Origin of the sequence: Martelella mangrovi (assembly GCF_040545495.1) — a bacterium.
Lineage (GTDB): Bacteria > Pseudomonadota > Alphaproteobacteria > Rhizobiales > Rhizobiaceae > Martelella > Martelella mangrovi.
The window spans coordinates 147,455-171,700 of the sequence record NZ_JBEPLY010000009.1 but is presented as its reverse complement, the minus strand read 5'-3'; the positions used below and the strand labels follow the sequence as shown (position 1 = coordinate 171,700).

Annotated in this window: 22 protein-coding genes; 8 read left to right on the top strand and 14 right to left on the bottom strand. The window is 61.1% G+C overall.

What is annotated here, in order from left to right:
• Positions 1 to 169: 169 nt before the first annotated feature.
• The gene (locus tag ABID12_RS13850; RefSeq protein ID WP_354434711.1) at positions 170 to 1,546 is read right to left on the bottom strand and encodes an FAD-binding oxidoreductase; all 1,377 of its coding nucleotides are present in this window, start codon (positions 1,544 to 1,546) and stop codon (positions 170 to 172) included.
• Positions 1,547 to 1,622: 76 nt separating this feature from the next.
• Here ABID12_RS13850 and ABID12_RS13845 point away from each other — a divergent pair, with 76 nt between their 5' ends.
• The gene (locus tag ABID12_RS13845; RefSeq protein WP_354434710.1) at positions 1,623 to 2,543 is read left to right on the top strand and encodes a LysR family transcriptional regulator; all 921 of its coding nucleotides are present in this window, start codon (positions 1,623 to 1,625) and stop codon (positions 2,541 to 2,543) included.
• 7 nt (positions 2,544 to 2,550) lie between these two features.
• On the opposite strand, the gene allE is transcribed toward ABID12_RS13845, so the two are convergent.
• The 10 genes from allE to ABID12_RS13795 all read right to left on the bottom strand — a co-directional run bounded on the left by allE (position 2,551) and on the right by ABID12_RS13795 (position 12,564).
• Complete coding sequence (gene allE, locus ABID12_RS13840) at positions 2,551 to 3,297, bottom strand: (S)-ureidoglycine aminohydrolase (protein ID WP_354434709.1); 747 nt, start codon at positions 3,295 to 3,297, stop codon at positions 2,551 to 2,553.
• Positions 3,298 to 3,307: 10 nt separating this feature from the next.
• Positions 3,308 to 4,426 (bottom strand): M20 family metallopeptidase, encoded by a 1,119-nt coding sequence (locus ABID12_RS13835; protein WP_354434708.1) that lies wholly within the window; start codon positions 4,424 to 4,426, stop codon positions 3,308 to 3,310.
• Positions 4,427 to 4,428: 2 nt separating this feature from the next.
• Positions 4,429 to 5,367, bottom strand: a complete 939-nt coding sequence (locus ABID12_RS13830) for a polysaccharide deacetylase family protein (RefSeq protein WP_354434707.1) — start codon at positions 5,365 to 5,367, stop codon at positions 4,429 to 4,431.
• A 4-nt stretch (positions 5,368 to 5,371) separates the two neighbouring features.
• A complete protein-coding gene (locus ABID12_RS13825) occupies positions 5,372 to 6,274 on the bottom strand; it encodes a polysaccharide deacetylase family protein (protein WP_354434706.1) in 903 nt (300 codons plus the stop codon).
• Positions 6,271 to 7,050, bottom strand: coding sequence for an aspartate/glutamate racemase family protein (locus ABID12_RS13820; protein WP_354434705.1), 780 nt, complete (start codon positions 7,048 to 7,050; stop codon positions 6,271 to 6,273). The genes ABID12_RS13825 and ABID12_RS13820 overlap by 4 nt, the downstream gene beginning before the upstream one ends.
• Entirely contained in the window at positions 7,051 to 7,866 is an 816-nt protein-coding gene (locus tag ABID12_RS13815; RefSeq protein ID WP_354434704.1) for an ABC transporter permease, read from the bottom strand. It lies immediately after the preceding gene.
• Complete coding sequence (locus ABID12_RS13810; protein ID WP_354434703.1) at positions 7,863 to 8,720, bottom strand: ABC transporter permease; 858 nt, start codon at positions 8,718 to 8,720, stop codon at positions 7,863 to 7,865. The genes ABID12_RS13815 and ABID12_RS13810 overlap by 4 nt, the downstream gene beginning before the upstream one ends.
• Positions 8,717 to 9,784, bottom strand: a complete 1,068-nt coding sequence (locus ABID12_RS13805; protein ID WP_354434702.1) for an ABC transporter ATP-binding protein — start codon at positions 9,782 to 9,784, stop codon at positions 8,717 to 8,719. Before ABID12_RS13805 ends, ABID12_RS13810 begins: the two co-directional genes overlap by 4 nt.
• A 2-nt stretch (positions 9,785 to 9,786) precedes the next feature.
• Positions 9,787 to 10,818 (bottom strand): extracellular solute-binding protein, encoded by a 1,032-nt coding sequence (locus ABID12_RS13800; protein WP_354434701.1) that lies wholly within the window; start codon positions 10,816 to 10,818, stop codon positions 9,787 to 9,789.
• A 96-nt stretch (positions 10,819 to 10,914) separates the two neighbouring features.
• Positions 10,915 to 12,564, bottom strand: coding sequence for a thiamine pyrophosphate-binding protein (locus tag ABID12_RS13795; protein ID WP_354434700.1), 1,650 nt, complete (start codon positions 12,562 to 12,564; stop codon positions 10,915 to 10,917).
• 445 nt (positions 12,565 to 13,009) lie between these two features.
• Here ABID12_RS13795 and ABID12_RS13790 point away from each other — a divergent pair, with 445 nt between their 5' ends.
• From ABID12_RS13790 to ABID12_RS13765, 6 genes are all read left to right on the top strand, one after another.
• On the top strand, positions 13,010 to 13,828 hold the full coding sequence (locus tag ABID12_RS13790; protein ID WP_354434699.1) for an IclR family transcriptional regulator: 819 nt from the start codon (positions 13,010 to 13,012) through the stop codon (positions 13,826 to 13,828).
• Positions 13,818 to 14,819 carry a 2-dehydro-3-deoxygalactonokinase gene (locus ABID12_RS13785; RefSeq protein ID WP_354434698.1) on the top strand — a complete coding sequence of 334 codons (1,002 nt, stop codon included), beginning with the start codon at positions 13,818 to 13,820 and terminating at the stop codon, positions 14,817 to 14,819. Before ABID12_RS13790 ends, ABID12_RS13785 begins: the two co-directional genes overlap by 11 nt.
• Positions 14,812 to 15,465, top strand: a complete 654-nt coding sequence (locus ABID12_RS13780) for a 2-dehydro-3-deoxy-6-phosphogalactonate aldolase (protein ID WP_354434697.1) — start codon at positions 14,812 to 14,814, stop codon at positions 15,463 to 15,465. Before ABID12_RS13785 ends, ABID12_RS13780 begins: the two co-directional genes overlap by 8 nt.
• A 74-nt stretch (positions 15,466 to 15,539) precedes the next feature.
• Complete coding sequence (locus ABID12_RS13775; RefSeq protein ID WP_354434696.1) at positions 15,540 to 16,502, top strand: tripartite tricarboxylate transporter substrate binding protein; 963 nt, start codon at positions 15,540 to 15,542, stop codon at positions 16,500 to 16,502.
• Positions 16,503 to 16,578: 76 nt separating this feature from the next.
• Entirely contained in the window at positions 16,579 to 17,097 is a 519-nt protein-coding gene (locus ABID12_RS13770) for a tripartite tricarboxylate transporter TctB family protein (protein WP_354434695.1), read from the top strand.
• 25 nt (positions 17,098 to 17,122) lie between these two features.
• The gene (locus ABID12_RS13765; RefSeq protein ID WP_354434694.1) at positions 17,123 to 18,628 is read left to right on the top strand and encodes a tripartite tricarboxylate transporter permease; all 1,506 of its coding nucleotides are present in this window, start codon (positions 17,123 to 17,125) and stop codon (positions 18,626 to 18,628) included.
• 101 nt (positions 18,629 to 18,729) lie between these two features.
• On the opposite strand, the gene ABID12_RS13760 is transcribed toward ABID12_RS13765, so the two are convergent.
• The 3 genes from ABID12_RS13760 to ABID12_RS13750 form a co-directional block, all read right to left on the bottom strand.
• Positions 18,730 to 19,650: an alpha/beta hydrolase gene (locus tag ABID12_RS13760; RefSeq protein WP_354434693.1), complete on the bottom strand. Its 921-nt coding sequence runs from the start codon at positions 19,648 to 19,650 to the stop codon at positions 18,730 to 18,732.
• Positions 19,647 to 20,738, bottom strand: a complete 1,092-nt coding sequence (locus ABID12_RS13755) for an ABC transporter substrate-binding protein (protein WP_354434692.1) — start codon at positions 20,736 to 20,738, stop codon at positions 19,647 to 19,649. Before ABID12_RS13755 ends, ABID12_RS13760 begins: the two co-directional genes overlap by 4 nt.
• A 97-nt stretch (positions 20,739 to 20,835) precedes the next feature.
• Entirely contained in the window at positions 20,836 to 23,010 is a 2,175-nt protein-coding gene (locus ABID12_RS13750) for a TonB-dependent siderophore receptor (protein WP_354434691.1), read from the bottom strand.
• A gap of 181 nt (positions 23,011 to 23,191) precedes the next feature.
• On the opposite strand from ABID12_RS13750, the gene ABID12_RS13745 reads away from it, so the two are divergent.
• On the top strand, positions 23,192 to 24,184 hold the full coding sequence (locus ABID12_RS13745; RefSeq protein WP_354434690.1) for an AraC family transcriptional regulator: 993 nt from the start codon (positions 23,192 to 23,194) through the stop codon (positions 24,182 to 24,184).
• The last annotated feature ends 62 nt before the right edge of the window (positions 24,185 to 24,246 follow it).

The following is a 24,246-nucleotide window of genomic DNA, read 5'->3' as shown; positions in this document are numbered from 1 at the left end:
GGCACTTTCGTCGTGCCGCCCTGGACCCCGGATCAAGTCCGGGGTGACGGACAGCGGTTAGGTGGCTCGGAGTGTCTGCAACAAGGGTTTGTCAGCAGTCTGGAAGCGGCGTTGACCTGAAATTGATCGGGACGAAAGCCGCCTTCCGTCTTGCCGTGCGGGCGCCCTTTTAGACCAACGCGCCGGGGTTCATGATCTGGCCCGGGTCCAGCATCGATTTCAGCTGCCGCATCAGGTCGACTTCCTTCGGTGAGCGGCAGCATGAAAGCCAGTCGCGTTTGAGACGACCGACGCCGTGTTCGGCGGTGATCGTGCCGCCATAGTCCCGGACGAGGGCGTAGAGCGCTTGCTCGATCCGGTCGCTGACTTCGGCATCGTCTTCATGACCGACCAGAAAATGGACGTTTCCATCACCGACATGACCGACCTTCAGGGTTCCGGTAACGCCTGCCATGCCGGCCAGAAGCCGATCGCCCGCATCGCAGAAATGACCGAGTTGCGACGGGCTGATGCCGAGGTCGAAATTGATGTGTGCGCCGAAATCAGCATCGACATCGCCGATCGCCTCGCGCACGCGCCAGAGCGCCTGCGTTTCGGACAGCGATTTGGCGATGACGCCATCCTCGACGATGCCGTCTTCCAGAAGCTGGCCGAGCCAGTTTTCGAAATGCGCACTGTCATCGCCCTCCAGTGCGAACTCCGCAAGGATGTAAAAGCCGTGGTCTGCGGCCAGTGGCGAGGCTGCAAGTTCGGTCTTGTGGCAGACGAAATCCCAGTAGTCGGGCCACATGCCTTCAAAGGCCGTCAACCTGCCGGCAAAGGTCCGGCGGGCGGCCGAAAGGCAGGCGAGTGCGGCGTCGTGATCACGCACGGCCAGCAGGGCTGCGGTGCAGGCGCGCGTTGCCGGGCGAAGCTGAAGGACAGCGCGCGTTATCACGCCGAAAATACCTTCCGAGCCGATAAACAGGTGCTTCAGGTCGAGCCCGGCATTGTCCTTCACCAGCTTTCCCAGACGCGCAACGATCCGCCCGTCCGGCAGGACGACCTCCAGACCGAGCACATGCTGCCGGGTCATGCCATGGCGCAGGACGCGGATACCCCCGGCATTGGTGGCAATGGTTCCGCCGATGGTGGCCGACCCGCGCGCACCGATATCCACCGGGTATTCCAGTCCGTGCTCGAGTGCGGCCTCCTGCACGACCTGCAGCGGCGTTCCGGCCCACACGGTCATGGTCATCGCGTCGGCATCGATCTCGGCAATGCCGCTCATCAGCATTGTCGAAACGATGACACAATTGCCGGTGGCGCAGGCCCCGCCGGAAAGGCCGGTGCGCCCGCCCTGGGGGACCATCGCCACGCCGGCGGCCGCGCAGACCTTCACCGCTTCCGATAATGCCGCGACTGTCGCCGGGCGCAGCACTGCCAGGGGCAATGCGCCGTCAAGCCCGGATTGATCGCTGGCAAAGCGCTGCCGCTCCTCGGCAGAAAGCAGCAGTTCGTTGGGTGTCAGGATGCTTGAAAGTCTTGCAATCAGATTGCTTTTCATGTCCCGCTGTTGCAACGTCTTACCTCCAGCAATTGCGCTGCGTACCCTGCAGCAGCCTGTTTTTCCAAGGATGATCATGGCCAGCAGCGCCGTTCTTTCCCGGCTCCCCAGTCTTCGGTATTTTGTTGAGGTGGCGCGTGAGGGTTCGTTTCGCGCTGCCGCAGACAAGGTCAACATTGCGCCGTCTGCGGTGAGCAAGCAGATAAAGAACCTGGAAGAAACGCTGGGCGTCGAGCTGTTCATTCGCGGCCGGGGTCGGGCGGGGCTCGAACTGACGGAAGCCGGCGAAATTCTTCTGCACCGCTGCACCTCGGTGATCAACGAGCTTGTGGTGGCGCGCGAAGAACTGCAGGAACTGCATGGTATTCAGCGCGGCCATCTGCGGCTCGGCGTGAACGAGGCCCTTGCGACCGATCTGCTTCCCGGCATTCTCAATAATCTCCATCGCAACTATCCCAATCTCAAATACACGATCATGGTGGAGAACACTCCGGATATGCTGGCGCGGCTGCGCGACGGCGATATCGAGATCGGACTTGGCTACAATATTCCCATGACCGGCGAGTTCGAGATACTCGCCACGCTGAAACGGCGCACATATCTGATCACCCCGCGCAATCATCCCCTGGCGAAACGCCAGCGGGTCAAGCTGGAGGAAATCACGGGCGAAAAATTTATCTTCCCCGATCCCTCGCTCACCCTGCACCAGATGCTTCATGACGCCTTTATCCGCTCCGGTGTGGATGTGCGGCCGATCATGACCACCAATTCCTTCACCCTGCTGCGGCAGATGGTGGAAAACGGCATGGGGGTCAGCATGGTCATCGGTCGTTTCCTGCAACGGCGCACCGAACAGATTGCCTTCATCGAAATCACCGATGCCGCCATCGACCGCAAGGCGCTTTCCTGCTGTCGTATTGCCGGGCGCACACCCAGCATTTCCTCGGCGGCCTTTTCCGCCGGCATCAAGGCGCTGTTTGCACAATATGGCGGCTAGCTACCCCTCAACGGGGCGCAAGCGGCGAGCGATTATAGTTCTTGCAGATGAGATAGCGTGAGGGCGTGCGGCCCAGCGCGCCAAACCATTGCGGCACATGCGGGCCCATCCAGATGGCGTCGCCGGCGGTGACCGGGTACCAGTCCGTGTCGAGGCGGTAGACGCCGCCGCCATCCAGCATCAGCAGACCGTGCTCCATGAAATGGGTTTCCACATAGGCCAGCGAGGCGCCGGGCTCGAACGACATGATGTTGAACTCGAAATCAAAGGCCGCATCGGCAGGCAGCATTTTCTGCACGGTCAGGCGCTCGTCGCCGCGCAGCGCACTGCCCTTGATATCGGCAACGGATCCGCAGACGGCCTCCGGAATATCGCCGCGCGGCAGGAACCGCCATTCAAACAGGACGAAGCGGGCGCCGGCCTCGGCCGACAGGGTGATGTCGCTGTCCGGCGGCACAAAGGCAAAACCCTCGACGCCCAGCCTGTCGCCTGTCGAAAGGTTGAGCGCGCCCTTGGTGCAGAACACGAAACGGGCAATCCCCGGTGCGGCCGATGGCGCCGTGATCGCCTGATCGCATGACACCAGCGCCATGGCGAATTTCGCGCCGAGATCGGGCGAGATCAGAAACGCAAAGGCGGTATCCGACCAGCCGGGCTGGGTGATCCATTCATGGCTTTCCGGCGTCAGCAGGGCGTGGCGGGCCTTGATATCGGAGCGTGTCTGGCCGAATTGCGAAAGAAAAGTGTCTGGCATGCCGTTATCCTTAAGGTCGCTCTTGCGAGAATTTTATGATCAGGCCTTGAAGCAGATGCTGGCGGCGCGCCAGCGGCTCGACGAGAATATGTTCACCGGGAGAATGCCAGTCATTGCCGATCGCGCCGAGACCATCAAGGGTCGGTATCCCGGCGGCGGCGGTAAAATTGCCGTCACTGCCGCCGCCTGAGCGGGTTTCACTCAGCGGTGCGCCCAGTTCAGCGTTGATGGCGCGCGCCGCTTCCATCATGGCCACGGTTTGCGATGTGCGGGCAAGGGCGGGCTTTTCGATTTCGCCCGATACCGCGATCCTGACGGCTTCATCTTCGGGTTTCATCGCCCGGATGGCAGCCTCGATGGCCCGCGCATTGGCGTCATCTGAAAAACGGATGTCGATATCGCAGGCCGCGTGCCCGGCCACGACATTCGGTTCCGTTCCGCCGCGTATGCGGCCGACATTGACCGTTGTGCCGGCCTCGATATCTGTCAGCCGATCAAGACGGGTGACAGCCCGGGCCAGCTCGGAAATTGCCGAATGGCCCTCGGAAAAGGCCGAACCCGCATGGGATTCGACGCCGTTGAAATCGAGCGTGTACTTGCCGCGCCCCTTGCGGAAGGTGATGACCTCATCGCCACGGGCGGGCTCGGGGATGAGCGCGCAGCCATGACGGCGTGCCTCGTCGGCGATCAGCCGGTGGGAGGTCGGCGAGCCGATCTCTTCATCGCTGTTATAGATCAGCGTCACCGGGCCGGGCAGGGGCACGCCTTCGGAAAACAGGCGGCGCATGGCGCAAAGGGCCAGATAGCCGCCGCCCTTCATGTCGGCAATACCCGGGCCATACTGGCGCTCCCCCTCACGGCGGATGCCGACCGAGCCCGGCGCGCAGACCGTGTCGATGTGACTGGTGACGAGAACACCGGGACCGGGGCCGCCGGAAAAGCGGGCAATCAGATGATCGCCCATACCGTCCCGCCCGGCAATGCGCTCGATTTCCGGCCCGAGCGGGCGCAGTTCCTCTTCGATCAGGTCGACAAGGCGTCTGATTGTATCGCACGCGCCCGTCGGGGTATCGATCTCGACCCAGCGCATCAGGCCGCTGAGGATGTCTTCACTGTTGGTGGTCTGCATGGTCAACTCAGGCTGTCCGCGTAATCCTGCCAGATCGGCGCTTCAAGCCCGAGTTCCGGCCCTTCGGGATAGTGCTTGCGCCAGTGGGCTGCCACCTCGGCACCTGTCGCGGCCCAGACGCCGGGATGCGACATGGCGTCGGTCAGGAACTCGGCCATATTCTCGAAGCGATGGCTCCAGCCCGATAGCGCCGGTGAAACGCACATGTTGAAGCAGCGTTCGCGTCGGTATTGCGCGCGAAATTCCGCATGCCAGTTGCGTTTGAGCGCTTCGGGACGTTCAAGCCCGGTGCCTTCCCGCGGGAACATCAGGAAATAGGTGTCGTCGAAGTGATAATAATAGGGCAGTGTCAACAGGCCTTCGGCCTTGTCAAAATCACTGACCCACCAGTAGGGCGCGTCGTCGGCAAGGCCGTTGCCGAAATAGCGGTAGCCGGCTGCTTTCAACAGCCCGATGGTCCTGTCCGTCACGCTGCCCGTGGCAAACAGATCGTCCGGGCGGGAAAGCGCATACCACCCTTCGGGCCTGCGCCCGGTAATCCGCGTGATGATGTCCGTAGCCGATTGAATGTGTTCGGCTTCCTGCTCCGGCGACAGGGTCGCCGGGTCTTCGCCGAAGAGACCTTGCGCGGCGATCTCGTGACCATGGTCCAGAATGGTTTCCATGCGCGCTGCATAGCTGTCGGCGATGACGGCCGGCACGGCAAAGGTCGCTTTGATGCCCAGATCCGAAAACAGGTCGAGAAAGGCATCCAGCCCTTCATTCATGCCGAAATGCCAGGTCGGATAGGCAAGGTCCTTTTCGGTGATGCCCGAAGGCTTTGCGGCGGGGTTGAGGTTGACCGTGACGAGCATGGCCATCTGCCGATCGCCCGGCCACCGGACATTATAATCGGAGACAGCGACTTCATTGCTTGTGGTGTAATTGTCTTTCCACGGCATGACGTTACTCCTGCACCGGCTTGAAGGGATGGTTTGCAAAGATGTGGTCGGCAACCGCTCCGCAGGTGGGAAACCACACGCCGGGCAGCGTCTTCATGCGCTGTATCAGCCGTTCCAGCATATCGACGCGCATGGCATGGCCGGACACAAAGGGATGGAGCAGGAAATTCAGATAGCCGCCTTTCTTGTATTGCTGCAGGAAGGAGGCCCACCAGATTTCGAAAACCTCGTCGACATCGAGAATGCGTTGCGCCGCATTGGGTGTGGCAAGCCAGCCGAAACTGAAGAACATCGCATCGTCAAGCGCATAGTGGAAAGGCAGCTGCAACAGCGGGTTCGCCCCCTGTTCGTCGAGCTCGTAAAACGGCGTGGTGTTGGCCGAGGTGAATGAATTGTAGGTGATCCCGCATGCGCGCAGCTGGGCCGGTGTGTGGCTGGAACGTGTTCCGGTTATCGGCTTTCCGGCGATCTGCGAGAGTGTCGCGACGGCCCGGTTCAGGTGCGCTTCCTCGATGGCCGGGTCCTTGGGCACATCGTGTTCCCACATATGGTCGGCAAGCTCGTGCCCGGCCGCAACCGCGCGGTGCAGGGCCTTGGGATAAAGCTCGCCAATGCGGCCCGGGGTAAACAGCGTGACCTTGACGTCGTTGGCCTCGAACATGTCGAGTATCCGCCAGATGCCGATGCGGCCCCCGAACTCACCCTTCGCCTTCTGGCCCCATGGCTCGTTTAAAAGGCGCCTGAGGAGCATGGCGTCGAAGTCCAGCGTGAAATTCACGGCAATGCGCACGCCGTCCGGATAGGTCAGGTCGGGAATGGGCACCCGGCGGGTCGACTGGAACCGGGCAGCAGTGACGAGATCCTGATAGGCATCCGCAGTGTGCAGGTTGGGGTTTTGGGCATTCATTCTTCGCTCCCTTCGCAAAACGCCGTTTTTGGTTCTTGGATTGTTTCCGCAGGCCGCCTTGCCTGGTGGAGCATTACGGTTTCGGCTGCCTTCAGCCCGGCAATGACCGGGTTGATCACCGGTATGCCGATCGCGTCGCTCAGTGCCTCGGGTATGCCCGGCGCAAACGACATGGCGAGGCATCCAAGCACGATGACATCGGCGCCGGCATCGATGCATTGCCGCGCCTGATCGACGATGCCGGGCATGTGCCTTTCGGGATCGCCGACGAGTTGCGCGACCGAGGCGCTGACCAGCCGCTCCGAAACGAACATCGGTTCTATGCCGATGCCGCGAATGCGCCGGCGCAGGCCGGGCGGTGTCGGGGTCGAGGACAGGACGGAGAAGCGTTCGCCAATCTGGACGGCGGCCAGCATGCCGGCCTCACCGGGGCCGATAACCTGTATGCCTGATGTCTCTTTCAGTGCGCCGATTGCCGGGTCGCTGAAACAGCCGATGACGACGGCGTCATAGCCGTGCTCCTGCCAGCCTTGTGCCGCCTTGCGCAGGCTGGGAAAGACCATGGCTGCATCGCTTGCCGATTCAACGGCGGCCGGGCCGTCTTCGGGCGAGGCGATATCAATGTCGCTTTCCGGAGCCCATGCCTTCAGCATCTGTAACCGCCGGTCGACTTCGCCCTGGCCCGCGCTGCGGTGCAGGGGGCTGACAAGCTGATAAAGAATACGGGCTTTGCCGGACTGTCTGCCGGTGTGCATTTCCTGATTGTGGCTGGTCATCTAGAAGGCCCTCTGCAGGCCAACGAGTTTTTGAACCAGCGCAACACCGATGATTGCCAGAACGATCGACAGGGTGGCGGCTGCGGCAGCGGTCGGCTTGAACTCGTAGGTGAGAAAATCGAACAGCGCCAGCGGCAGGGTATTGCCGCCAAGCGGCTTCAAGAGAAGCGAGATGGTGTAGAGGTCGAAACTGTTGATGAAGGCGAAGATGCCGCCCATGGCAAGCCCCGGCCTGACGAGCGGCAGGATCACCAGCCGGAATGTCTGCCAGCCGTTTGCGCCAAGACTGGCGGAGGCCTCCTCGAGCGACGCCGGCACCTGCCTGAGCGCAGCCGATATCGATACATAGGCATAGGGGAAGGACATGAGAATGTGGCCGATCTGCAGGCCGAGAACCGTTTTGCCCAGGCCGATCTTGTAGAGGAAGAACAGGAGACCGACGGCGGTCAGCAATTCAGGCACGAGCAGGGGAAGGGTCATGCCAAGCTGGAACCAGCCGCCGATCCGCCCGCTGATGGCTTGCCCGGCAAGAGCTGCCATCATGGCGATAACGGTGGTGACGACCGCGGTAATCGCGCCGATGCGCAGTGACATGAAAAGCCCGTCGACCAGATCCTGGCGGGACAGAAACTCTTCATACCAGCGCAACGACAGACCCTGCGGGGGAAATTCGATCAACTGGCCCGCAGTGAAGGATGCGCCGATGATCGTCACCAGTGGCGCCAGAAGGAAGATGTAAAGCGCGACGATGACAATGCCGAAGCCGAGGGCAAGCGGCTTTTTGCCCGTCACGGCCGGAACCGGAGCGGAGGTCATGGGCGTGCCCTTTCCAGGAGTTTCCAGGTCAGCATCGTGAAGATGATGACGATGGTGACGGTGGAGACGCTCAGCATGATCGCCAGTGACGAACCGAGCGGCCAGCGGAAGGTTCCGGTCAGTTCGGCGATGATGACCGTGGGCATGTATGTGACCATATGACCGCCAAGCAGCGCCGGGGTGACATAGGCCGCGACCGCCAGCACATAGACAAGGATGATGCCGGGCTGAATGCCGGGAAAGCTGAGCGGCAGGACGATGTCGCGAAACACGCGGTAACGGGAAGCGCCCATTGACGCGGAGGCCTCCAGCAGGCTTGCCGGAATGTTGCGCAGCGCATTGTTGATCGGCAGCACCATGAAGGGCACGAAGACATGCACCAGCGCCAGCACCACCAGCCCCTGCGTGAAGAGCAGGCGCAACGGCCTCTCGATGATCCCGAGACCGATCAGCGTTTCGTTCAGCGGGCCGTTCAGGGCGGCAATGATCATCCAGCCGAAGTTGCGGACCAGAACCCCGGTCATCAGCGGCGAGGCGATGCAGGCGTAGAGCAGGGCGGCCTTCATGCCCTTGGCGCGTGACAGATGCCAGGCGATCGGATAGCTGACCACCAGGCAGATAAATGTGACCGTGGCTGCTGTGAGCAGCGAACGGGCAAGAACGCCCCAATAATAATTGTCGCCCAGAATACGGGTGTAGTTCATCAGCGTGTACTGGTCGCCGAAAGGCTGGGAGGTTCCGGGCGTGCGGAAGCTCATATCCACCATGTTCGTGATCGGCAGGATCATGAACACGAAGATCAGGGCCACGGCGGGGACAGCCAGAAGCAGCCGCAATGTTCGCGCGTTCTTCACGGTTCGACCTCCGGGATCACCCATGCATGCGAACGGTCGAAAGCCAGGCCGACCTCATCGCCGATGGTGAGTGCCGCATTTGGCGGTGCGGCCAGCTTGAGGCTGCTGTTGTCGGCAAGCGCGACCTCGCAATGTTGCGAGGCGCCCAGAAATGCGGATTTGCTAATCCGGCCGGTAAAGGTCGGTTCCTCGCCGGTATTGACGAAACGCAGCGATTCCGGGCGCAGCAGAAGCTCGGCCCTGTCGGACGCGCTGATGGTTGGAACGCCGTCGACCTCAAGCGTTCTGCCGGCCACCTGCACACGCATGCGCCCCGGGCTAATGGGTTCGACAGACTGGCAGGGCAAGAAATTGGCCTCGCCGGTAAAGTCGGCGACATAGCGCTCGACAGGCTTTTGGTAAATCTCGCGCGGGCTTGCAAATTGCGCCACCCGTCCGGATTTCATCACCGCGACCATGTCGGAAATCGCCATGGCCTCGGCCTGATCGTGGGTGACGTAAAATGCGGTGATGCCGGATTGCTGCTGAATATCGCGGATCAGCCAGCGGACCTCGTCGCGCAGACGGGCATCCAGATTGGCCAGCGGCTCGTCCAGCAGCAGCAGGCGGGGCTTGAGAACCAGCGCGCGGGCAAGCGCCACGCGCTGTTGCTGTCCGCCTGAAATCTGGCGCGGATAACGGTCATCCAGGCCGGTCAGGCGGACAAGTTTCATAACGTCGAAGACCCGGGTCTCGATCTCCCCCCTTGAATATTTCCGCAGTTTCAGACCGTAGGCGATATTGTCGGCGACGGTCATGTGCGGAAATAGGGCGTAGTTCTGGAAGACGACACCGAAATCCCGGCGGTTGGGAGGTACGGAAACGATGCTTTCGCCATCGACGTTGATCGAGCCGCCGTTCGGCTCGAGAAACCCGGCAAGGCACCGCAAGGTGGTGCTCTTGCCGCAGCCCGACGGCCCCAGCAGCGTGACAAGTTGCCCCGACTGAGCCGTCAGGGAAACATTATCGAGCGCAAGGAAGTCATGATATTGCTTGCGCAGATTGCGTACCTCGATCAGCGCCATGCCTAGATAGTCCGTTCCCAGAGGTCGTTGAGTTCCGGCATGATGGCGAGCGTCTTGTCCCAGTCAAAGCGAATGGCCTGTGAAACCACTTCGGGCTGAAGCGGCCATTTCTGCAGCTCTTCCGGCAGTTCCACCGTCTTGTTGGTCGGCGCGATCAGCCAGTTTTCCGCCATCCAAAGCTGGATCTCGGGGCTCAGGACAAAGTTGACATATTCCTCGCCAAGCGCCTTGTCGGGGCTGTTCTTGAACACGGAGAAGGAATGGTCGAACACCATCATGCCTTCCTCGGGCACGACGAAATCGATCGGAACGCCCTGTTCCTGCATGGTTTTCACTTCGCCCAGATCAATCGGCGCAACGGCGATCTGGCCTTGTGTGAGCAGCGGGGTCAGCTGCGCGGAATAGCCGATCTGCGGGAAGGGGGCCAGTTCCTTGAACTTGGCGACGGCGGTTTCGATATCGTCGCGGCCTGAGCCGAAATGTTCACCGGCCCACAGCGCCATCATGGTCGCGGCGGAGTTGGTGATCTTGTAGAGCCCGATCTGCCCCCTGAAACGGGGCGCCCACAGATCGGCCCAGCCCTTCGGCGGTTCATCCACGAGATCGGTGCGGTAGGCAATGACCAGCGGCGCGAGCATGCCGGTGACGGCGGTATTGCCCTTCAGGATGGCCGGTTCGATGACGTCGGCCATGTTAGGAATTTTTTCCGGCGTCAGTTCTTCGAAATAGCCGTCATTGCGGATCATGGCCGTGTATTTTTCATTCAGCATCACGGCCGGGAAGGGCGGGTTGTCGACACCGGCAGCGCGGAAGTTCGAAATCCAGGCCATGCCGAGACCGACATCGAGGTCGAAAGGCCGACCGATCTGTTCGGAAAACTGCGGCATGATGTAGGTGCGCCAGTCATTCTCCCAGCGTCCGCCGAACATGTTGACGATGAATGTGTCGGTCTGCGCCATTGCCGGGAAACCCATAAGGCCCAGGGCGGCGGCGCCCGCTGAAGTCTTGAGAAGATCACGTCGGGAAAAGGTCATTCAACTCTCCTGATGGCTCCGCTGTTGGATGAAGACAGCCGCTGAACCGACACGGATGTCCCTGTGGATGCCCTTTGAACAAGGACGGCATGATGATCACGGTTCGATCTTTTCCGGATCGAGCCTTATGTCGATGAGGAGGGGACCGTTGCGCCGGGCGATTGCATCGCATGCGGCCTCAAGGCTTGCGGTGTCTGAGACCCGCACCGCATCCATGCCCATCGCGCTTGCCGTTGCCGCAAAGTCGGCCGTGTCGATCATCGAAATGTCGGTGGACATGCCGCGCCGCGTGAGCTGGACATGTTCGGCGCCATAGCTGCCGTCATTGCAGAGCAGGATCACGAGATCGAGTTTTTCGCGAATGATGGTCGAAAGCTCGCTCAGACCGGAAAGCTGAAATCCGCCGTCGCCGACGGCCAGAACGGTCGGCCTGTCGGTCGTTGCCACAGCAGCGCCCAGGGCTTCGCCGAGACCACAGCCGATGGCGCCGAAATGGCAGCTGTAGACCAGATCCTGCGGCCGTTTTACCGGCAGGTTGCGCCAGGCCGTTGTGACAAACCGCCCGAGATCGGCCGCCAGAACGCGCTCAACCGGCAAAGCCTGATGAAGCCTGCGCAGCGCGTAATCGATGTCGAGGGTGCCGGGGGCTGTCTCGCGGAGTTCCGGCAGCCGGTCAAAGCTGGCTGCTTCACCGGCAAGGCGCTCGGCGAGATACGGGCTGGTTGCCTGCGAACCGGGGATTTCGGCAGCATCGAGCAGTCCGGTCATGGCGTCGGCGGTTTCCGCCAGATCGCCGATCAGGCGCAGGGTGGGGCGGTCGAGGCGCGGATTGTCCTCGGCGTCGGGCAGCACCTGGATGACGCGTTTTCCCTGCGTATAGGCGCCTTCTTCGGTGGTGTGCTTGCTGAGACTGGCGCCGAAGGCGACGATGCAATCAGACCGCATGATGACATCGATTGCCGTGGGATGGCTGAGGCCGCCGCAAAGGCCGACATTGAAAGCTTCTCCTTCGAACAGGCCCTGCGCCTTCAATGTGGTGGCAAGCGGCGCTTCCACGCGGTGCGCAAGCCTGACGATGGCATCACGCGCCTGTGGATCGGTCGCGCCCCGCCCCGCCAGGATCAGTGGGTGACGGGCCGAGGCCAGCATGCCGACGGCATCTTCGATCTCCGCAGGTGCGGCTGCCGCCATCCGAACGGCCGGAATGCAAGGGCTCAGCGACGCGTGCCTGGCTGCATTCGACCATTGCAGGTCGACGCGCATGTTGAAAACCACGGTGGTGTGGCGATGCGTGGCGATCGCGAATGCGCGTTCCAGATCGGCAATGGCTGTTTCCGGCGAGCGCATTTCCACCAGCGTGGCGCCGGTGGCTTCGATAATCGGCTTCTGATCGATTTTTTGCAGATGTTGGGTATCGCCGGGCGCTGTATCGCCGCAAAGGACAACCAGCGGAATGCCGCCCTTGGCGCCTTCGGCAAGGGCGGTAACGGCGTTGGTCAGCGCCGGCCCGTGGGTGATGGTCGCCACGCCTGTGCGCCCGGAGGCTTGCGCAAAACCGAGAGCGGCAAGCACCGCATTGGCCTCATGGGTGCAGGCGATGTAGCGGCCCAGCTGTTCTGATCTGTAATGTCTTACAAGGAACAGATTGGCATCGCCGACGACGCCGAAAAGATGCGAAACGCCAAATTCCGGCAGCATTTCCGCCAACAGCTGGTGAAGCGGTTTTTCAGGGAGTGAGTGCATCATTTTGTTTTTTTCAATTTGGTTCCGACCTCTGAAATCAACGTTAGCCGAATTTTATATGCGATTAAAAGAGCAATATATTTGAGTGAATAGTTCCATAAAGTGAACATTCTTTGCGTCCGAGTGTTGCGCTGCACATGGCCTGTGGGGCCGAAGTCTTTTGACAAGCAAAAATCGTTCCGCGGACCGCTTGCGCGGCCTTTTCGTCGTTTCGCTCTGCGGCTGATGCCCCGTCAGGTGAGACGCGCCACAAACGGTTACCGACACTCACGTTACATCTGCTCGGCTTGTCGATGCCGCCTGAGCCACTGAAACCCGGCACTTGCAGGTGCCATCTTCATAATGTGCATTATGGCTTACTGTCCTACTATTTGGATATGAAATAAAATATTTGACACATATATTGGCGCGCCGTAAAACCACGCTGAAGGAGCTGGGTGGAGCTGGAATGAACGACAAACCGCTTGATAAAGGTGCAGCGCGAACATCTTCGCCGAAGGGGACGCAGACCCTTTTGAGGGGACTTGATGCACTGCAATGCGTGGCCGACGGCATTACCGAGGCCGGCGCCATTGCTGCTGCGCTCGGCGTTCCCCGCAGCACGGCCCATCGCCTTTTGAGCGGGCTGGTCAGTGCGGGCTATCTCCATAACATTCCCTATCAGGGCTACACGCTTGGGCCGGAGCTGATTTTTCTCGGCGCAAAGGCAATCGAGCAGCGGCCGCTTATTTCCCTGGCGGAGCCGCTCCTGCAGGATCTGGCGGACCAGACCCGCGACACGGTGCATTTCGGCGTGCCCGAAGGTGACGAGGTCTTCTATCTTTCGAAGATAAACGCCACGCGCGGCGGGCTGGAAATGCGTTCGAAGGTCGGGCAGCGCATGCCGATGGCCTTTACCGGTATCGGCAAGGCCATGTTGTTTGCCATGCCCGAAAACCGCTGGCGGAGTTGCTTTGACCGGTGCTGCGCAATGCAGGCCAACCATCCCGAACGGATAAAGCCGCGGCCCTGGCCTGTGGTCCGCGACGACCTCAAACGCTCGCTTGAGCGCGGCTATACGTTTGACATGGAAGAAAACGAAATCGGTATTCGCTGTGTTGCAGCCCCCGTTTTCGACATAGCCGGAACGGTGGTGGCCGCCATCAGCGTCGCAAGCGCCGTATCCTTCATGCCCGAAGAGCGCATGGAAGAGCTTGCGCCTCAGGTCCTCAAGGCTTCGCGGGCCATTTCCCGCGCGCTTGGCTGGAGAGCCGATAATGAACAGTAGTCGCGACGTTTCCGATCGCACAGCCCTTGTCGCGCTTGACTGGGGTACGTCCAGCCTGCGGGCATTTCGCATGGACGCCGAAGGCACGGTGCTGGAACGCCGGTCCGGTGGCCATGGCATCCAGAACCTTCCGGCGCCCGGCAATGCCGGCTTCCAGCAGGCCTTTGATGAAATCTGCGGTGACTGGCTCGAAGACCGTGATGTTCCGGTTATTGCCGGTGGCATGGTCGGTAGTGCCCAGGGATGGAAGGAAGCGCCCTATCTTGCCTGCCCGGTCCGGCTTGAAACGCTCGGCAGTGCGGCAACTGCCATGAAAACCGAAACCGGCCGCACCATACTCATCGCGCCGGGGGTCAGTTTCGAAACGCCGGCAGGCATGCCGGATGTGATGCGCGGAGAGGAAATCCAGATCGCGGGCGTGCTTGCGGATCGTCCCGAATGGTCGCGGCATTCGTTGCTGGTTCTGCCCGGCACCCATTCGAAATGGGCTGAGGTCCGCAATGGCGAGATCGTCCGCTTCTCAACCTATATGACCGGCGAGCTGTATTCGGTTCTGGTGCGCCATTCGATACTCGGGCGGCTGATGCCGCAGGACGGCAAGGCCGCGCCTGAAATCGCGACAAAAGCCTTTGCCGATGGCGTTGCCATGGCCCGCACCGGCAGCGCCGATGACCTCACGCACCAGCTTTTTGCCGTGCGCACGCTCGGCCTGACGGGCCGGCTGCCGACGGCAGCGCTTGGAGATTATCTCTCCGGCCTTCTGATCGGGCATGAGCTGGTTTCCGGTCTTGCACAAATTTCTGCTGCACGCGCGGGCGTGCCGCTTGTCCTTGTCGGCGAAAACGCTCTTTGCGAGCGTTATGCCAGGGCGTTTTCAGACCTTGGCAGCGAACCGGCGGGGCGCATCGAAAACCCGGCGCCACGCGGTCTGTTCTGGCTCGCGGTCGCCGCCGGGCTCGTTCAACTGGAAAGGTCAGGCCAATATGTCTGAAGAAACACTCGTCAACCGGTTTGAATCCGCATTTTCCGCCTTGCCGCTGGTCGCAATCCTGCGCGGCCTGAAGCCCGAAGAAAGCGTGGATGCCGTCAAGGCACTCTATGACGAAGGCTTCCGGCTTATCGAAATACCGCTGAATTCGCCCGATCCCTTTGCCAGCATCGAAGCTGCACGCAAGGCGCTGCCGGCCGATGCCCTGGTCGGGGCAGGCACCGTCGTCAAGCTCGAATATGTGGGAGGGCTGGTCAGGGCCGGGGCCGATCTGGTTGTCATGCCGCATGCCGATGTCGAAATCATCCGCGCGGCCCGCGCCGCCGGGATGATCTGCGTGCCGGGCTTTGCAACACCCACCGAAGCGTTTGCGGCGCTTGCGGCGGGCGCCAATGCCCTGAAGATTTTCCCGGCCGAACTGATGACGCCGAAAATTGTGAAGGCAATGCGCACGGTATTGCCGAAAGAAGCCAGATTGCTGCCGGTCGGCGGCATCCGGCCGGATAATATGACGGAATTCCTCGACGCCGGTGCTGCCGGCTTCGGTCTTGGAAGCGCGCTCTACAAACCCGGCGACAGCGTCGCCACGCTGGCAGAGCACGCACGCGATTTTGTGACGGCCATTTCTCAACGAACGGGGCAGGTCTGATCAAACCCACCGCGTTCCGGTTTCTCCGGAATGCATCTCAACTTCATGGATTTCGTTTATTCGGGAGGTATCCAATGAAACGTCGTACTTTTGTTCTCGGCACCATGATGGGTGTTGCAATGGGCACTCTGGCCTTTCAGGCCCAGGCGGCCGATTATCCGAGGAAGCAGATCGAGCTGATCGTGCCCTATTCCGCCGGCGGCGGAACCGACCTCGTGGCACGGGCCTTTGCCGATGCCGCCAACAAGAACCTGCCGAAGGCCATCGGCGTCGTCAACAGGACCGGCGGCGGCGGTGCTGTCGGGCTGACGGCCATCGCCAAGGCACGGCCCAACGGCTACACGGTCGGCATGGGTACGGCTGAAATCACCATGCTGCCGCATATGGGGCTTGCAAGCTTCACTGCCGATGAATTTACCGCCGTTGCCCAGCTGAATGCCGACCCGTCGGCCATCACCGTCAGCGCCGATGCGCCGTGGCAGACGCTGGATGAATTCATCGCCTATGCCAAGGAAAACCCCGGCAAGGTTCGCATCGGCAACTCCGGCACGGGCGCCATCTGGCACCTGGCTGCCGAAGCGCTTGCCAAGAAGACCGAGGTCAGCTTCAACAATGTGCCCTTCGAAGGAGCCAACCCGGCCGTGACCGCGCTTCTCGGCGGTCATATCGAAGCCGTTTCCGTCAGCCCGGCGGAAGTCTCCAGCTTCGTTCAGGCCGGTCAGCTGCGTATGCTCGGTGTGATGGCCGATGAGCGCGTCAAAGCTTTCCCGGATGTGCCCACGCTGAAGGAAGAAGGGATTGATCTTTCCATCGGCACATGGCGCGGCATCGTTCTGCCCAATGATGTGCCGGAGGATATCCAGCAGGCGCTGCAGGCCGCGACCAAGCAGGCCGCCGACGATCCGGCCTTCCAGGATCAGCTGCAGAAGATGAACCTGAACTTCGCTTATCTGGATGCAGCGGACTTCCAGGCCAAGATCGAGCATGACAACGCCTTTTTCGGCGAACTCATGAGCGAACTGGGCATGGCGAAGTAACAAGGGGTCTGTGACCTGGTTCAAAAATCCGGCGGCCGGGCATTTCCCGCGCCGCCGGAAACAAGGAGACTGACCGATGACTGCCCCCGCACCAGCCAGGGAGCCAGCGACACCGCTTTCCAGGGGTGATCGCATCGGCACGCTTTGCTTTCTCGTACTTGTGGCCGCGATTGCCGCCGGCCTGATCGTCGCCACCTTCAGCTTTCCCGACACGCCGCTTGCCACCGATGTCGGACCGGCGCGCTTTCCCGATCTGTTTGCCACCGTGCTGATCGCGCTTTGCGCAATCCAGTTCTACATGACACTGAAGGCGCCGGCGGCCGAACCGGTCCGCGCCGCGCCGCGTGCCGAGCGCCCGAACTATCTGCGCGTGGCCCTGGGCATTCTTGCGACTATCGTGTGCATTTATGCGATGTCCTACGTCGGCTTCGCCATTGCCGCGGCCATCTACCTGTTTGTCCTGATGCGGCTGATGGGACGCCGCCAACTGGTCTGGAACGCCATTTTCGCCATTCTGTTAACGGCCGCCATCTACCTGGTCTTCTCCTACGGACTGAACGTTCCGTTGCCGGAGATGATCTGGCTGGATTACTGACGGTTGCGGGAGGAGAGCATCAAAAATGCTTGACTATTCCATGCTTTTTCAGGGCGTTGCCAATCTGGCGACAGACCCGATTGCCCTGCTGTTTGCCGCCTTTGGCGTTGCGCTCGGCATTTTCATCGGCGCCATGCCGGGGCTGACGGCGACGATGGGCGTCGCCATCCTGCTGCCCTTCACCTTCGGCATGGATCCGGTCTCCGGCCTGCTGATGATCAGTGGCGTGTTTTTCGGCGGCGTCTATGGCGGTTCGGTAACCGCCATCCTGCTGAAAATTCCGGGCACACCGGCCGCCGCCGCAACCGCCATGGATGGCTATGAACTGACCAAGAAGGGGCAGGCCTCGATTGCGCTGGGAACGGCGACGATGTCGTCCTTCCTCGGCGGCACGGGCAGCGTTCTCGTGCTGATCTTCATGGCGCCGATCCTGGCAAGCTTCGCGCTGAAGTTTTCGGCGGCTGAAAGCTTCGCACTGGCCTGCTTCGGCCTGTCGATCATTTCCTCGATTGCCGGAAAATCGCCGATCAAGGGCCTGATTGCCGGTTTCATGGGCCTGTTGCTGGCAACCGTCGGACTGGACCCGATGGGTGGCTTCCCGCGCTTCACCTTCGGCTTCAGTGAACTGTACGAAGTGCCGTTCATTCCCGTCATGATCGGTCTTTTTGCTGCTGCCGAGGCCTTTAAGTCGATGGAAAACCCGGAGATGCGGGCTGCCAGTGCCGCCGCGCTGGGCAAGCTCCTGCCGCCGTGGAGGAAATTCCGCGGCATGCTGCCGACCATCGGCCGTTCTGCCGGGCTGGGCGTGTTCATGGGCATGATCCCCGGCGCCGGCGCCGATGTCGCCGCCTTCGTCGCCTATAACGAGGCCAAGCGTTTCAGCAAGACGCCGGAAAATTTCGGCAAGGGCGAACTGTCCGGCGTTGCTGCCTGCGAGGCGGGGGCCAACGGCTGCACCGGCGGCGCGCTGCTGACCATGCTGACGCTCGGCATTCCCGGCGATGCGGTCACCGCGATCATGCTCGGCGCGTTGACGCTGCAGGGCATGCAGCCCGGTCCGCTGCTGTTCCAGCAGCATTCCGACATGGTGTTCACGCTCTTCATCGGCATGATCTTCTGCTACATCTGCATGCTGTTCTTCGGCCTGTTTTCGCTGCGGATCATCAGCAAGGTGCTGCGGGTGCCGAACGCCATCCTGACGCCCGCCATCCTGACGCTGTGCATTGTCGGCACCTATGCGCTGAACAATTCCATGTTCGACGTCGGCATCATGCTGGTTGCGGGCATTGTCGGCTATTTCATGCAGAAATGGGAATTCCCGGCCTCGCCCGTCGTCCTCGCCCTGATCATGGGGCCGATGGCGGAATCGAATTTCCGCCGCGCGCTTTCACTTTCGGGCGGCAGCTTCGACTTCCTCTATACGCGTCCGATCACCGTCGCACTGCTGACGGCTGCCATCCTGACCCTGTTCCTGCCACTGGTCCGGTTCCTGATGCGCAAGAACAGGGAGCGCCGAAACCCCGCGGTCTAGAGACCGTCAGTGCTGCCTGTTTCGTGTGTCTGCGGGACAGAACATGTCGAGAGAACCGGTCCGGTAAACGGGCCGGTTCTTTCCGTATTGGGTGGAGTGTTTCAGTCGGCCGATGAAAACGGCAGGGTAAAGCGCAGTGCTTTCGGCAGGCAGGCGACGAAGATGCTTGAGTGGTCTTCGTCGGCAATGATGTCGAGGCGCAGGTCGACCGCGTCGCGACAGACCGCCTTGCAGCGTTCCGCCAGATCCCGGACATTGCCGATCATCCGGCGTCTTTGCCTTAGCGCGTCGTGAGCGGATGTCTGTGTGCCGGCATTCTGCTCCCCTGTCGCCGTTTCGCCTTCCTGGCTTCCGGCGGCGAGATAGAGCCGGATGGTTTGCGGGCGGGACGGGGAGGGGACGGCCAGACTTGCGAGAAGACCGTCCCGGTCCCACCAGATCGACGGGCTGATGGCGATGTAACCGGAAAACAGGTCCGGTTTCGCCGTTGCCAGCGTGGCGACGAAATAACCGCCGAGAGAATGGCCGAGGATCGTTTCACGTCTGCTGTCAGCCGGGAAACGGCTGCGAATGAGCGGCTTCAGCCTATCCTGCAGAAACGCGATGAAGGCGCTCTGTCCGCCGAAGGTCAACGCGGTCTTTGCATAGAACGGATCACGCGTGGGACCGGCCGTCAGGTCGAAATGACGTCGTGGCTGGTTGTAGCCTTCGGTTTCCGGATAGCCGATGCCGACGAGGATGGCCGGTGCGACGCCGGTTGCCTCGGGCCGGCGCGAAAGCCGTTCCAGCACCTGGTCTGCCAGCGCGAAATCGGCATTGGCATCGAGGAGATAGAGCACCGGGAAACCCTCCGGTGGCGGCGCTTGCCGCGGGATGCTGACGAAAATTTCATAGGAGAGACCGGAAGCGGATACGATCTGAAAGCGACGACACTGTTCATGTCGGTGCGGGGTGAATGGCTCCATCTCGATATCGGCGGCACTGTTCTGCGTGGTCGGCGCGGCATTGTGGTTCCCGGTCATTTGCCTGCTCCACGCCAGTATCCCCGGGCCACGCCGAGCGGCGTCATCTGATCGAGTGCCGTGCGTGTCGCATCGACATCGAGATCGGCAAACAGGTCCGGGTGAGCCCATTTCGCCAGCAGTTCCAGCGCCAGTATATCGATGACCGGGTCGAAAAGATGTCTGTCCATGGCGTGGACCCGTCCGTTTTCCACCGCAGAAAGGGCATTGAAACCGGGGCGGTTCAGCAGGCGGTCCAGCGATTGCCGCTCGTCTTCGGCGGTAAAGCCGGGGCCGATCAGAAGCCCGTCGCGATCCTTCATGTAGGCGCCGCCGGAGGCGATATAGATTTGCGGATCGGCGGTGAATATCGCCTCGATCGTCAACTGGCCGAAGGGCTTGTTGCCAAGGGCGTTGCCGATATTTTCGGCGCCGGCGAAGGCGACCAGCCGGCCAATGCCTGCCTTTCCGGGTGAAAAACAGCATTGGCCGGTGGCCGAGGCATGGGTCTCGAGAAACAGGGAAGGGCGCTCCACCCTGCCTGCCTGCTGAAGCCGGCGGGCAATGGCGTCGCGATGGGCCGACCTGAAGGCGACCAGTTTTTGTGCCGCCGCCGCATGGCCGGTTGCCGCGCCTAGAAGAAGGAGGCTGTTGTCGGCGTTTTCCAGCGGATCGGTGACGAAATCCACGTAGATGACCGGAACCCCGGCGCGCTCCAGCAGGTGAACCCGGTCATCGGCAAACTGCGAATAGACGGAAAGCACCACCAGATCGGGGTCGACTGAGAGAATGGCCTCGGCGGACATGCCGCTGGCATTGCTGCCCGTTGCCGGCAGAGTGCCGATTTTGGGCGAAAGCTTTTCGAGCGCGGCATAGGGCGCACGTCCGAGGCGGTCGATATCGTGCGGCCAGGCGGCAATCAGGGATGCCGGATCGTCGCTCAGGAATGACAGTGCGAAGATGATGCGTCCGTCATCAACGAGCAGCCGCTTTGCCGGTGTGTCGAGCGTGACGGTGCGGCCGCTGACGTCGTGAAGTTCGATGGCCGCAAAGGCCTGCGGACAGACGGCGAAAAGACTGAGACAGAGAAAGGCCAGCGTCCGCAACATATTGGCAGTATCTTCCTTTGGTTTCAGACGGGCCTTTTCGGCCGGGAAAGCTGGAAACGGAGCCGATCGGCGGTTCCGTTTCCTGAGTTACTGGGGGTTACCACTGGTATTTCAGTGTTGCATAGACCGAACGGTTCGTGCCGTAGAAGCAACGGGTCGCATATGAGCAGGACGCGACATATTCCTCATCGCCGATATTGGTCGCCGTCACATTTAGCTTCAGGCCCTCGTATTTCGGCCATTTGACGCCGAAGTCATAGTCCAGTCCGGCATCGACCAGCGTGTAGGAGGGGACCTTGAAGCTGTTTTCCTGGTCGCCATAGCTTTCACCGACATAGCGAACGCCCGCGCCGAGACCGAGACCTTCAAGCGGACCGTTCAGGAAACTGTAGTGCAGCCAGGCGGAGGCGGCGTTTTCCGGCACGGCCGCCGGTGCGTTGCCGACAAGGCCGGGCGTTGCACTCGCGGTGATTTCCGGGTCGGCATAGGTATAGGCAAGGGTGAGATCCCAACCGGAAACGAGCGCGAGCTTGCCTTCCAGCTCAATACCCTTCAGTTCGATTTCATCGGTCTGGACATAGTAGCCTCTGTAGTTCGGGTCCGCGCTGAGGGCGTTCTTTTCCGTCAGCTGGTAGGCCGACGCCATGAAATAACTGTCAGCGCCATCGAAGGGCTGATACTTGACCCCGACTTCATATTGCTCGCCTTCGACGGGATCGAGCGTTGTTCCGCCGCTGGGGCTGTACCCGAAACCCAATGGCGGCTCGAATGACGTCGAGTAGCTGGCATAGGGGGCAATGCCGTTTTCGAACAGGTAGGTCGCGCCGATGCGGCCGGTAAAGGCATGGTTTTCGTTTGTCGTCGAGGTTGTAGCCCCGGTGGCTATGGTCGTGCTGTCATTGGTGATGTCGTAGTAATCGTAACGACCGCCAAGCGCGACTGTCAGTGCGCCGTAGGAGATTTCATCCTGCAGATAAATGCCCACCTGGTTGGTGACCTGATCGGTGTCGGTGGCGTAATCGGGGTCGGTAATGGGCTGGTTGTAATCCGGGGCGAGATAGTCGATGGACGGGCCGTTCCCCCTGCCCATCAGCCGGTTGGCATCGATATAGTTGTAGTCGACGCCGATGAGGCCGGTGTGGTCCAGCATGCCAGTGGAAAAATCGGCCTGAAGCTGGGTATCGACAGCCAGCGTATCGGCCTTTTCCTTCAGACTGGAAATACCACGACTCAGCGTTGTGCCGTTGATGCCGGAATAAAACAACGCGCGATGTTCGGTATCGATATGGGTGTAGCGCAGGTTCTGACGGAAGGTGAAAATGTCGTCGAATGCGTGCTCGAACTCATATCCCGCCGTGGTCGTCTGGCGGGTGAACTTGTCGAAATCCGGGTCGCCGACATTGAAGTCATAGGGAATGTAGGGGTAGTCGCCGTTTGGCAGAACCGTGCCCTGGGCCGGAAGGAAACCCGGATAATTGCTTGACGGGTCGTCGGTATAGCTGAACTGCATGACCAAGCTGGTGCCATCGTCCGGCGTGATTTCAAACGAGGGAAGCACCGAAATCCGCGACGATTCAACGCCGTCGATATTGGTTTCGTTGTAGCGGCCGGAGGCGACGAAACGATAGCGGTAAATGCCCGCATCGTCGATTGGACCGCCGAAATCCACGCCCGACTTGATGTAGTTCTCATTGCCGAGCGTGGTAAAGACCTCGCGATACGGCGCGTCCGTCGGTTTCTTGGAGACCAGATTGACCATGCCGCCCGGCGTCATCTGACCATAGAGAACCGAGGCCGGTCCCCTGACCACCTCGACCCGTTCGAGATTGTAGAGATCGATGGTCGGCTCGGCATAGGAAATGCCCTTCATGATGCGCAGGCCGTCGAGATACTGCACGAAATTCTGGTATCCGCCGAAGCCGCGCACCGGAACGATGTCATAACGGTCATTGGGCCTTAATTCGCCCTGAACACCGGAACTGTAAAGAAGCGCCTGCTGCACCGATGTGGCATTGCGCTCCTCGAATTCCCGGCGGGTGACGACGGAGACGGACTGGGGCGTTTCGATCAGCGGCCGGCTGGTCTTCATTGCGGAACCGGCTGAGTGAGCGACGAAGCCGTTGTCGTCTTCTCCCGAACCGGCAACCGTCACGTTCACCGGATCGAGAACCGTCACATCGGTATCCTGCGCCAGGGCAGGGCTGGCAAACTGAAGCGCTGCCAGGCTGACCGTCGTCGTCAGGACAATGCATTTTGCGGCTGAAATACGCATCAAGACCCCCGTAAAACCGCCTTGGGTATCGGTCCCGAAAAACCTGCGGCGATAAACATGATTACAAAATTCATGTTTTGTCATATACGGTATGAGGCGAAGCGAAATCTACAGACCGGGATTTTGCACAAGCCTCAATTTGTTTTGTAAAACGACCAGATCACGCGCGATGGGAACGACCATGCAGAACCGTGCCGCCCCGTTTCAGACCGAAGCCTTCCTGTCGCATATGCGCCGCGCCAACAGCTCCTTCAGGCTTTTGAGCCGGACAGGCGCCGGGCACGGCACGCTTGACGGACGCTACGGCCACGTGAAGCTGCGCGACGGGTTGAGCGTTCTGCATTCCGACACGGTCAGCCTTTGCGATATGGAAACAGAATCCGAGCTGCAGCCGCATCTGAGCATAAAGATGTTCTTTGCCGGCGGCGTCGAGGCCCGGCTGAACGACCGGGTGCTGCCCATGCCGGAACGCGCCGCGAACCGGCGGACATGGGAGCCGGTTGCCGTTATCTGCGCGCAGAACGAACCGGTGCGGTTCTGGCGAAAGGTGAAAAAGGGCGACCGTATCCGCAAGTTCAACATATCGATATTGCCGGAATGGCTGGCGTCCGGCGATGTGTTCTCCGACCACTCCGCCGCAGCGGTTGCCCGTTTCAGCAAGGCACGGCTGGCGCTTTCCAACTGGCGTCCGAGCCAGGCCGCACTTGCCTTTGCCGAACAGGCCATGCACACGCCGGTCGCCACGCCGCATCTGCACAGGTTGCAGATGGAAAGCTGCGTGCTGATGATCATCGCCGAGGCGTTTCATGCCCTCGCGGAAAATGGCGGGCCGACGCTGCCGCAGGCCCGGCTGAGTGCTGCCGAAAGCAAAAGGCTTGCCCGCGCGGAAGACATGATTATCGCCGCACGCGGATATCTGCCGACCGTTGCCGATCTTGCGGCACATGCCGGCGTCAGCGCCAACACGCTGCAACGGCTTTTTCATGCCGCTCACGGCATGACGGTTTTTCACTATACCCGCATGGTCAAGCTGGAGCAGGCGCGCAATATGCTGAACAGGGGCGAGGTTTCCATCGCCGAAGCAGCCTTCGCAGCCGGCTACAGCTCCACCGCCAATTTTTCGACCGCATTCCGCCGCCAGTTCGGCATGTCACCGGGCAAGATCGGCGCGTAGATCATCGGGCGGTTAATCTGAACCGCCCGATGCTCCAGCCGGCAGTGTCGAAAGGCGAGGCC

What these genes read in the sequence shown, in the direction of transcription:
- ABID12_RS13835 (WP_354434708.1), bottom strand. Translation starts at nt 4,426, where the DNA reads ATGCAGACCACCAACAGTGAAGACATCCTCAGCGGCCTGATGCGCTGG.
- ABID12_RS13800 (WP_354434701.1), bottom strand. Translation starts at nt 10,818, where the DNA reads ATGACCTTTTCCCGACGTGATCTTCTCAAGACTTCAGCGGGCGCCGCC.
- ABID12_RS13805 (WP_354434702.1), bottom strand. Translation starts at nt 9,784, where the DNA reads ATGGCGCTGATCGAGGTACGCAATCTGCGCAAGCAATATCATGACTTC.
- allE (WP_354434709.1), bottom strand. Translation starts at nt 3,297, where the DNA reads ATGCCAGACACTTTTCTTTCGCAATTCGGCCAGACACGCTCCGATATC.
- ABID12_RS13775 (WP_354434696.1), top strand. Translation starts at nt 15,540, where the DNA reads ATGAAACGTCGTACTTTTGTTCTCGGCACCATGATGGGTGTTGCAATG.
- ABID12_RS13755 (WP_354434692.1), bottom strand. Translation starts at nt 20,738, where the DNA reads ATGTTGCGGACGCTGGCCTTTCTCTGTCTCAGTCTTTTCGCCGTCTGT.
- ABID12_RS13765 (WP_354434694.1), top strand. Translation starts at nt 17,123, where the DNA reads ATGCTTGACTATTCCATGCTTTTTCAGGGCGTTGCCAATCTGGCGACA.
- ABID12_RS13750 (WP_354434691.1), bottom strand. Translation starts at nt 23,010, where the DNA reads ATGCGTATTTCAGCCGCAAAATGCATTGTCCTGACGACGACGGTCAGC.
- ABID12_RS13790 (WP_354434699.1), top strand. Translation starts at nt 13,010, where the DNA reads ATGAACGACAAACCGCTTGATAAAGGTGCAGCGCGAACATCTTCGCCG.
- ABID12_RS13770 (WP_354434695.1), top strand. Translation starts at nt 16,579, where the DNA reads ATGACTGCCCCCGCACCAGCCAGGGAGCCAGCGACACCGCTTTCCAGG.
- ABID12_RS13815 (WP_354434704.1), bottom strand. Translation starts at nt 7,866, where the DNA reads ATGACCTCCGCTCCGGTTCCGGCCGTGACGGGCAAAAAGCCGCTTGCC.
- ABID12_RS13745 (WP_354434690.1), top strand. Translation starts at nt 23,192, where the DNA reads ATGCAGAACCGTGCCGCCCCGTTTCAGACCGAAGCCTTCCTGTCGCAT.
- ABID12_RS13845 (WP_354434710.1), top strand. Translation starts at nt 1,623, where the DNA reads ATGGCCAGCAGCGCCGTTCTTTCCCGGCTCCCCAGTCTTCGGTATTTT.
- ABID12_RS13760 (WP_354434693.1), bottom strand. Translation starts at nt 19,650, where the DNA reads ATGACCGGGAACCACAATGCCGCGCCGACCACGCAGAACAGTGCCGCC.
- ABID12_RS13825 (WP_354434706.1), bottom strand. Translation starts at nt 6,274, where the DNA reads ATGAATGCCCAAAACCCCAACCTGCACACTGCGGATGCCTATCAGGAT.
- ABID12_RS13820 (WP_354434705.1), bottom strand. Translation starts at nt 7,050, where the DNA reads ATGACCAGCCACAATCAGGAAATGCACACCGGCAGACAGTCCGGCAAA.
- ABID12_RS13780 (WP_354434697.1), top strand. Translation starts at nt 14,812, where the DNA reads ATGTCTGAAGAAACACTCGTCAACCGGTTTGAATCCGCATTTTCCGCC.
- ABID12_RS13830 (WP_354434707.1), bottom strand. Translation starts at nt 5,367, where the DNA reads ATGCCGTGGAAAGACAATTACACCACAAGCAATGAAGTCGCTGTCTCC.
- ABID12_RS13795 (WP_354434700.1), bottom strand. Translation starts at nt 12,564, where the DNA reads ATGATGCACTCACTCCCTGAAAAACCGCTTCACCAGCTGTTGGCGGAA.
- ABID12_RS13785 (WP_354434698.1), top strand. Translation starts at nt 13,818, where the DNA reads ATGAACAGTAGTCGCGACGTTTCCGATCGCACAGCCCTTGTCGCGCTT.
- ABID12_RS13850 (WP_354434711.1), bottom strand. Translation starts at nt 1,546, where the DNA reads ATGAAAAGCAATCTGATTGCAAGACTTTCAAGCATCCTGACACCCAAC.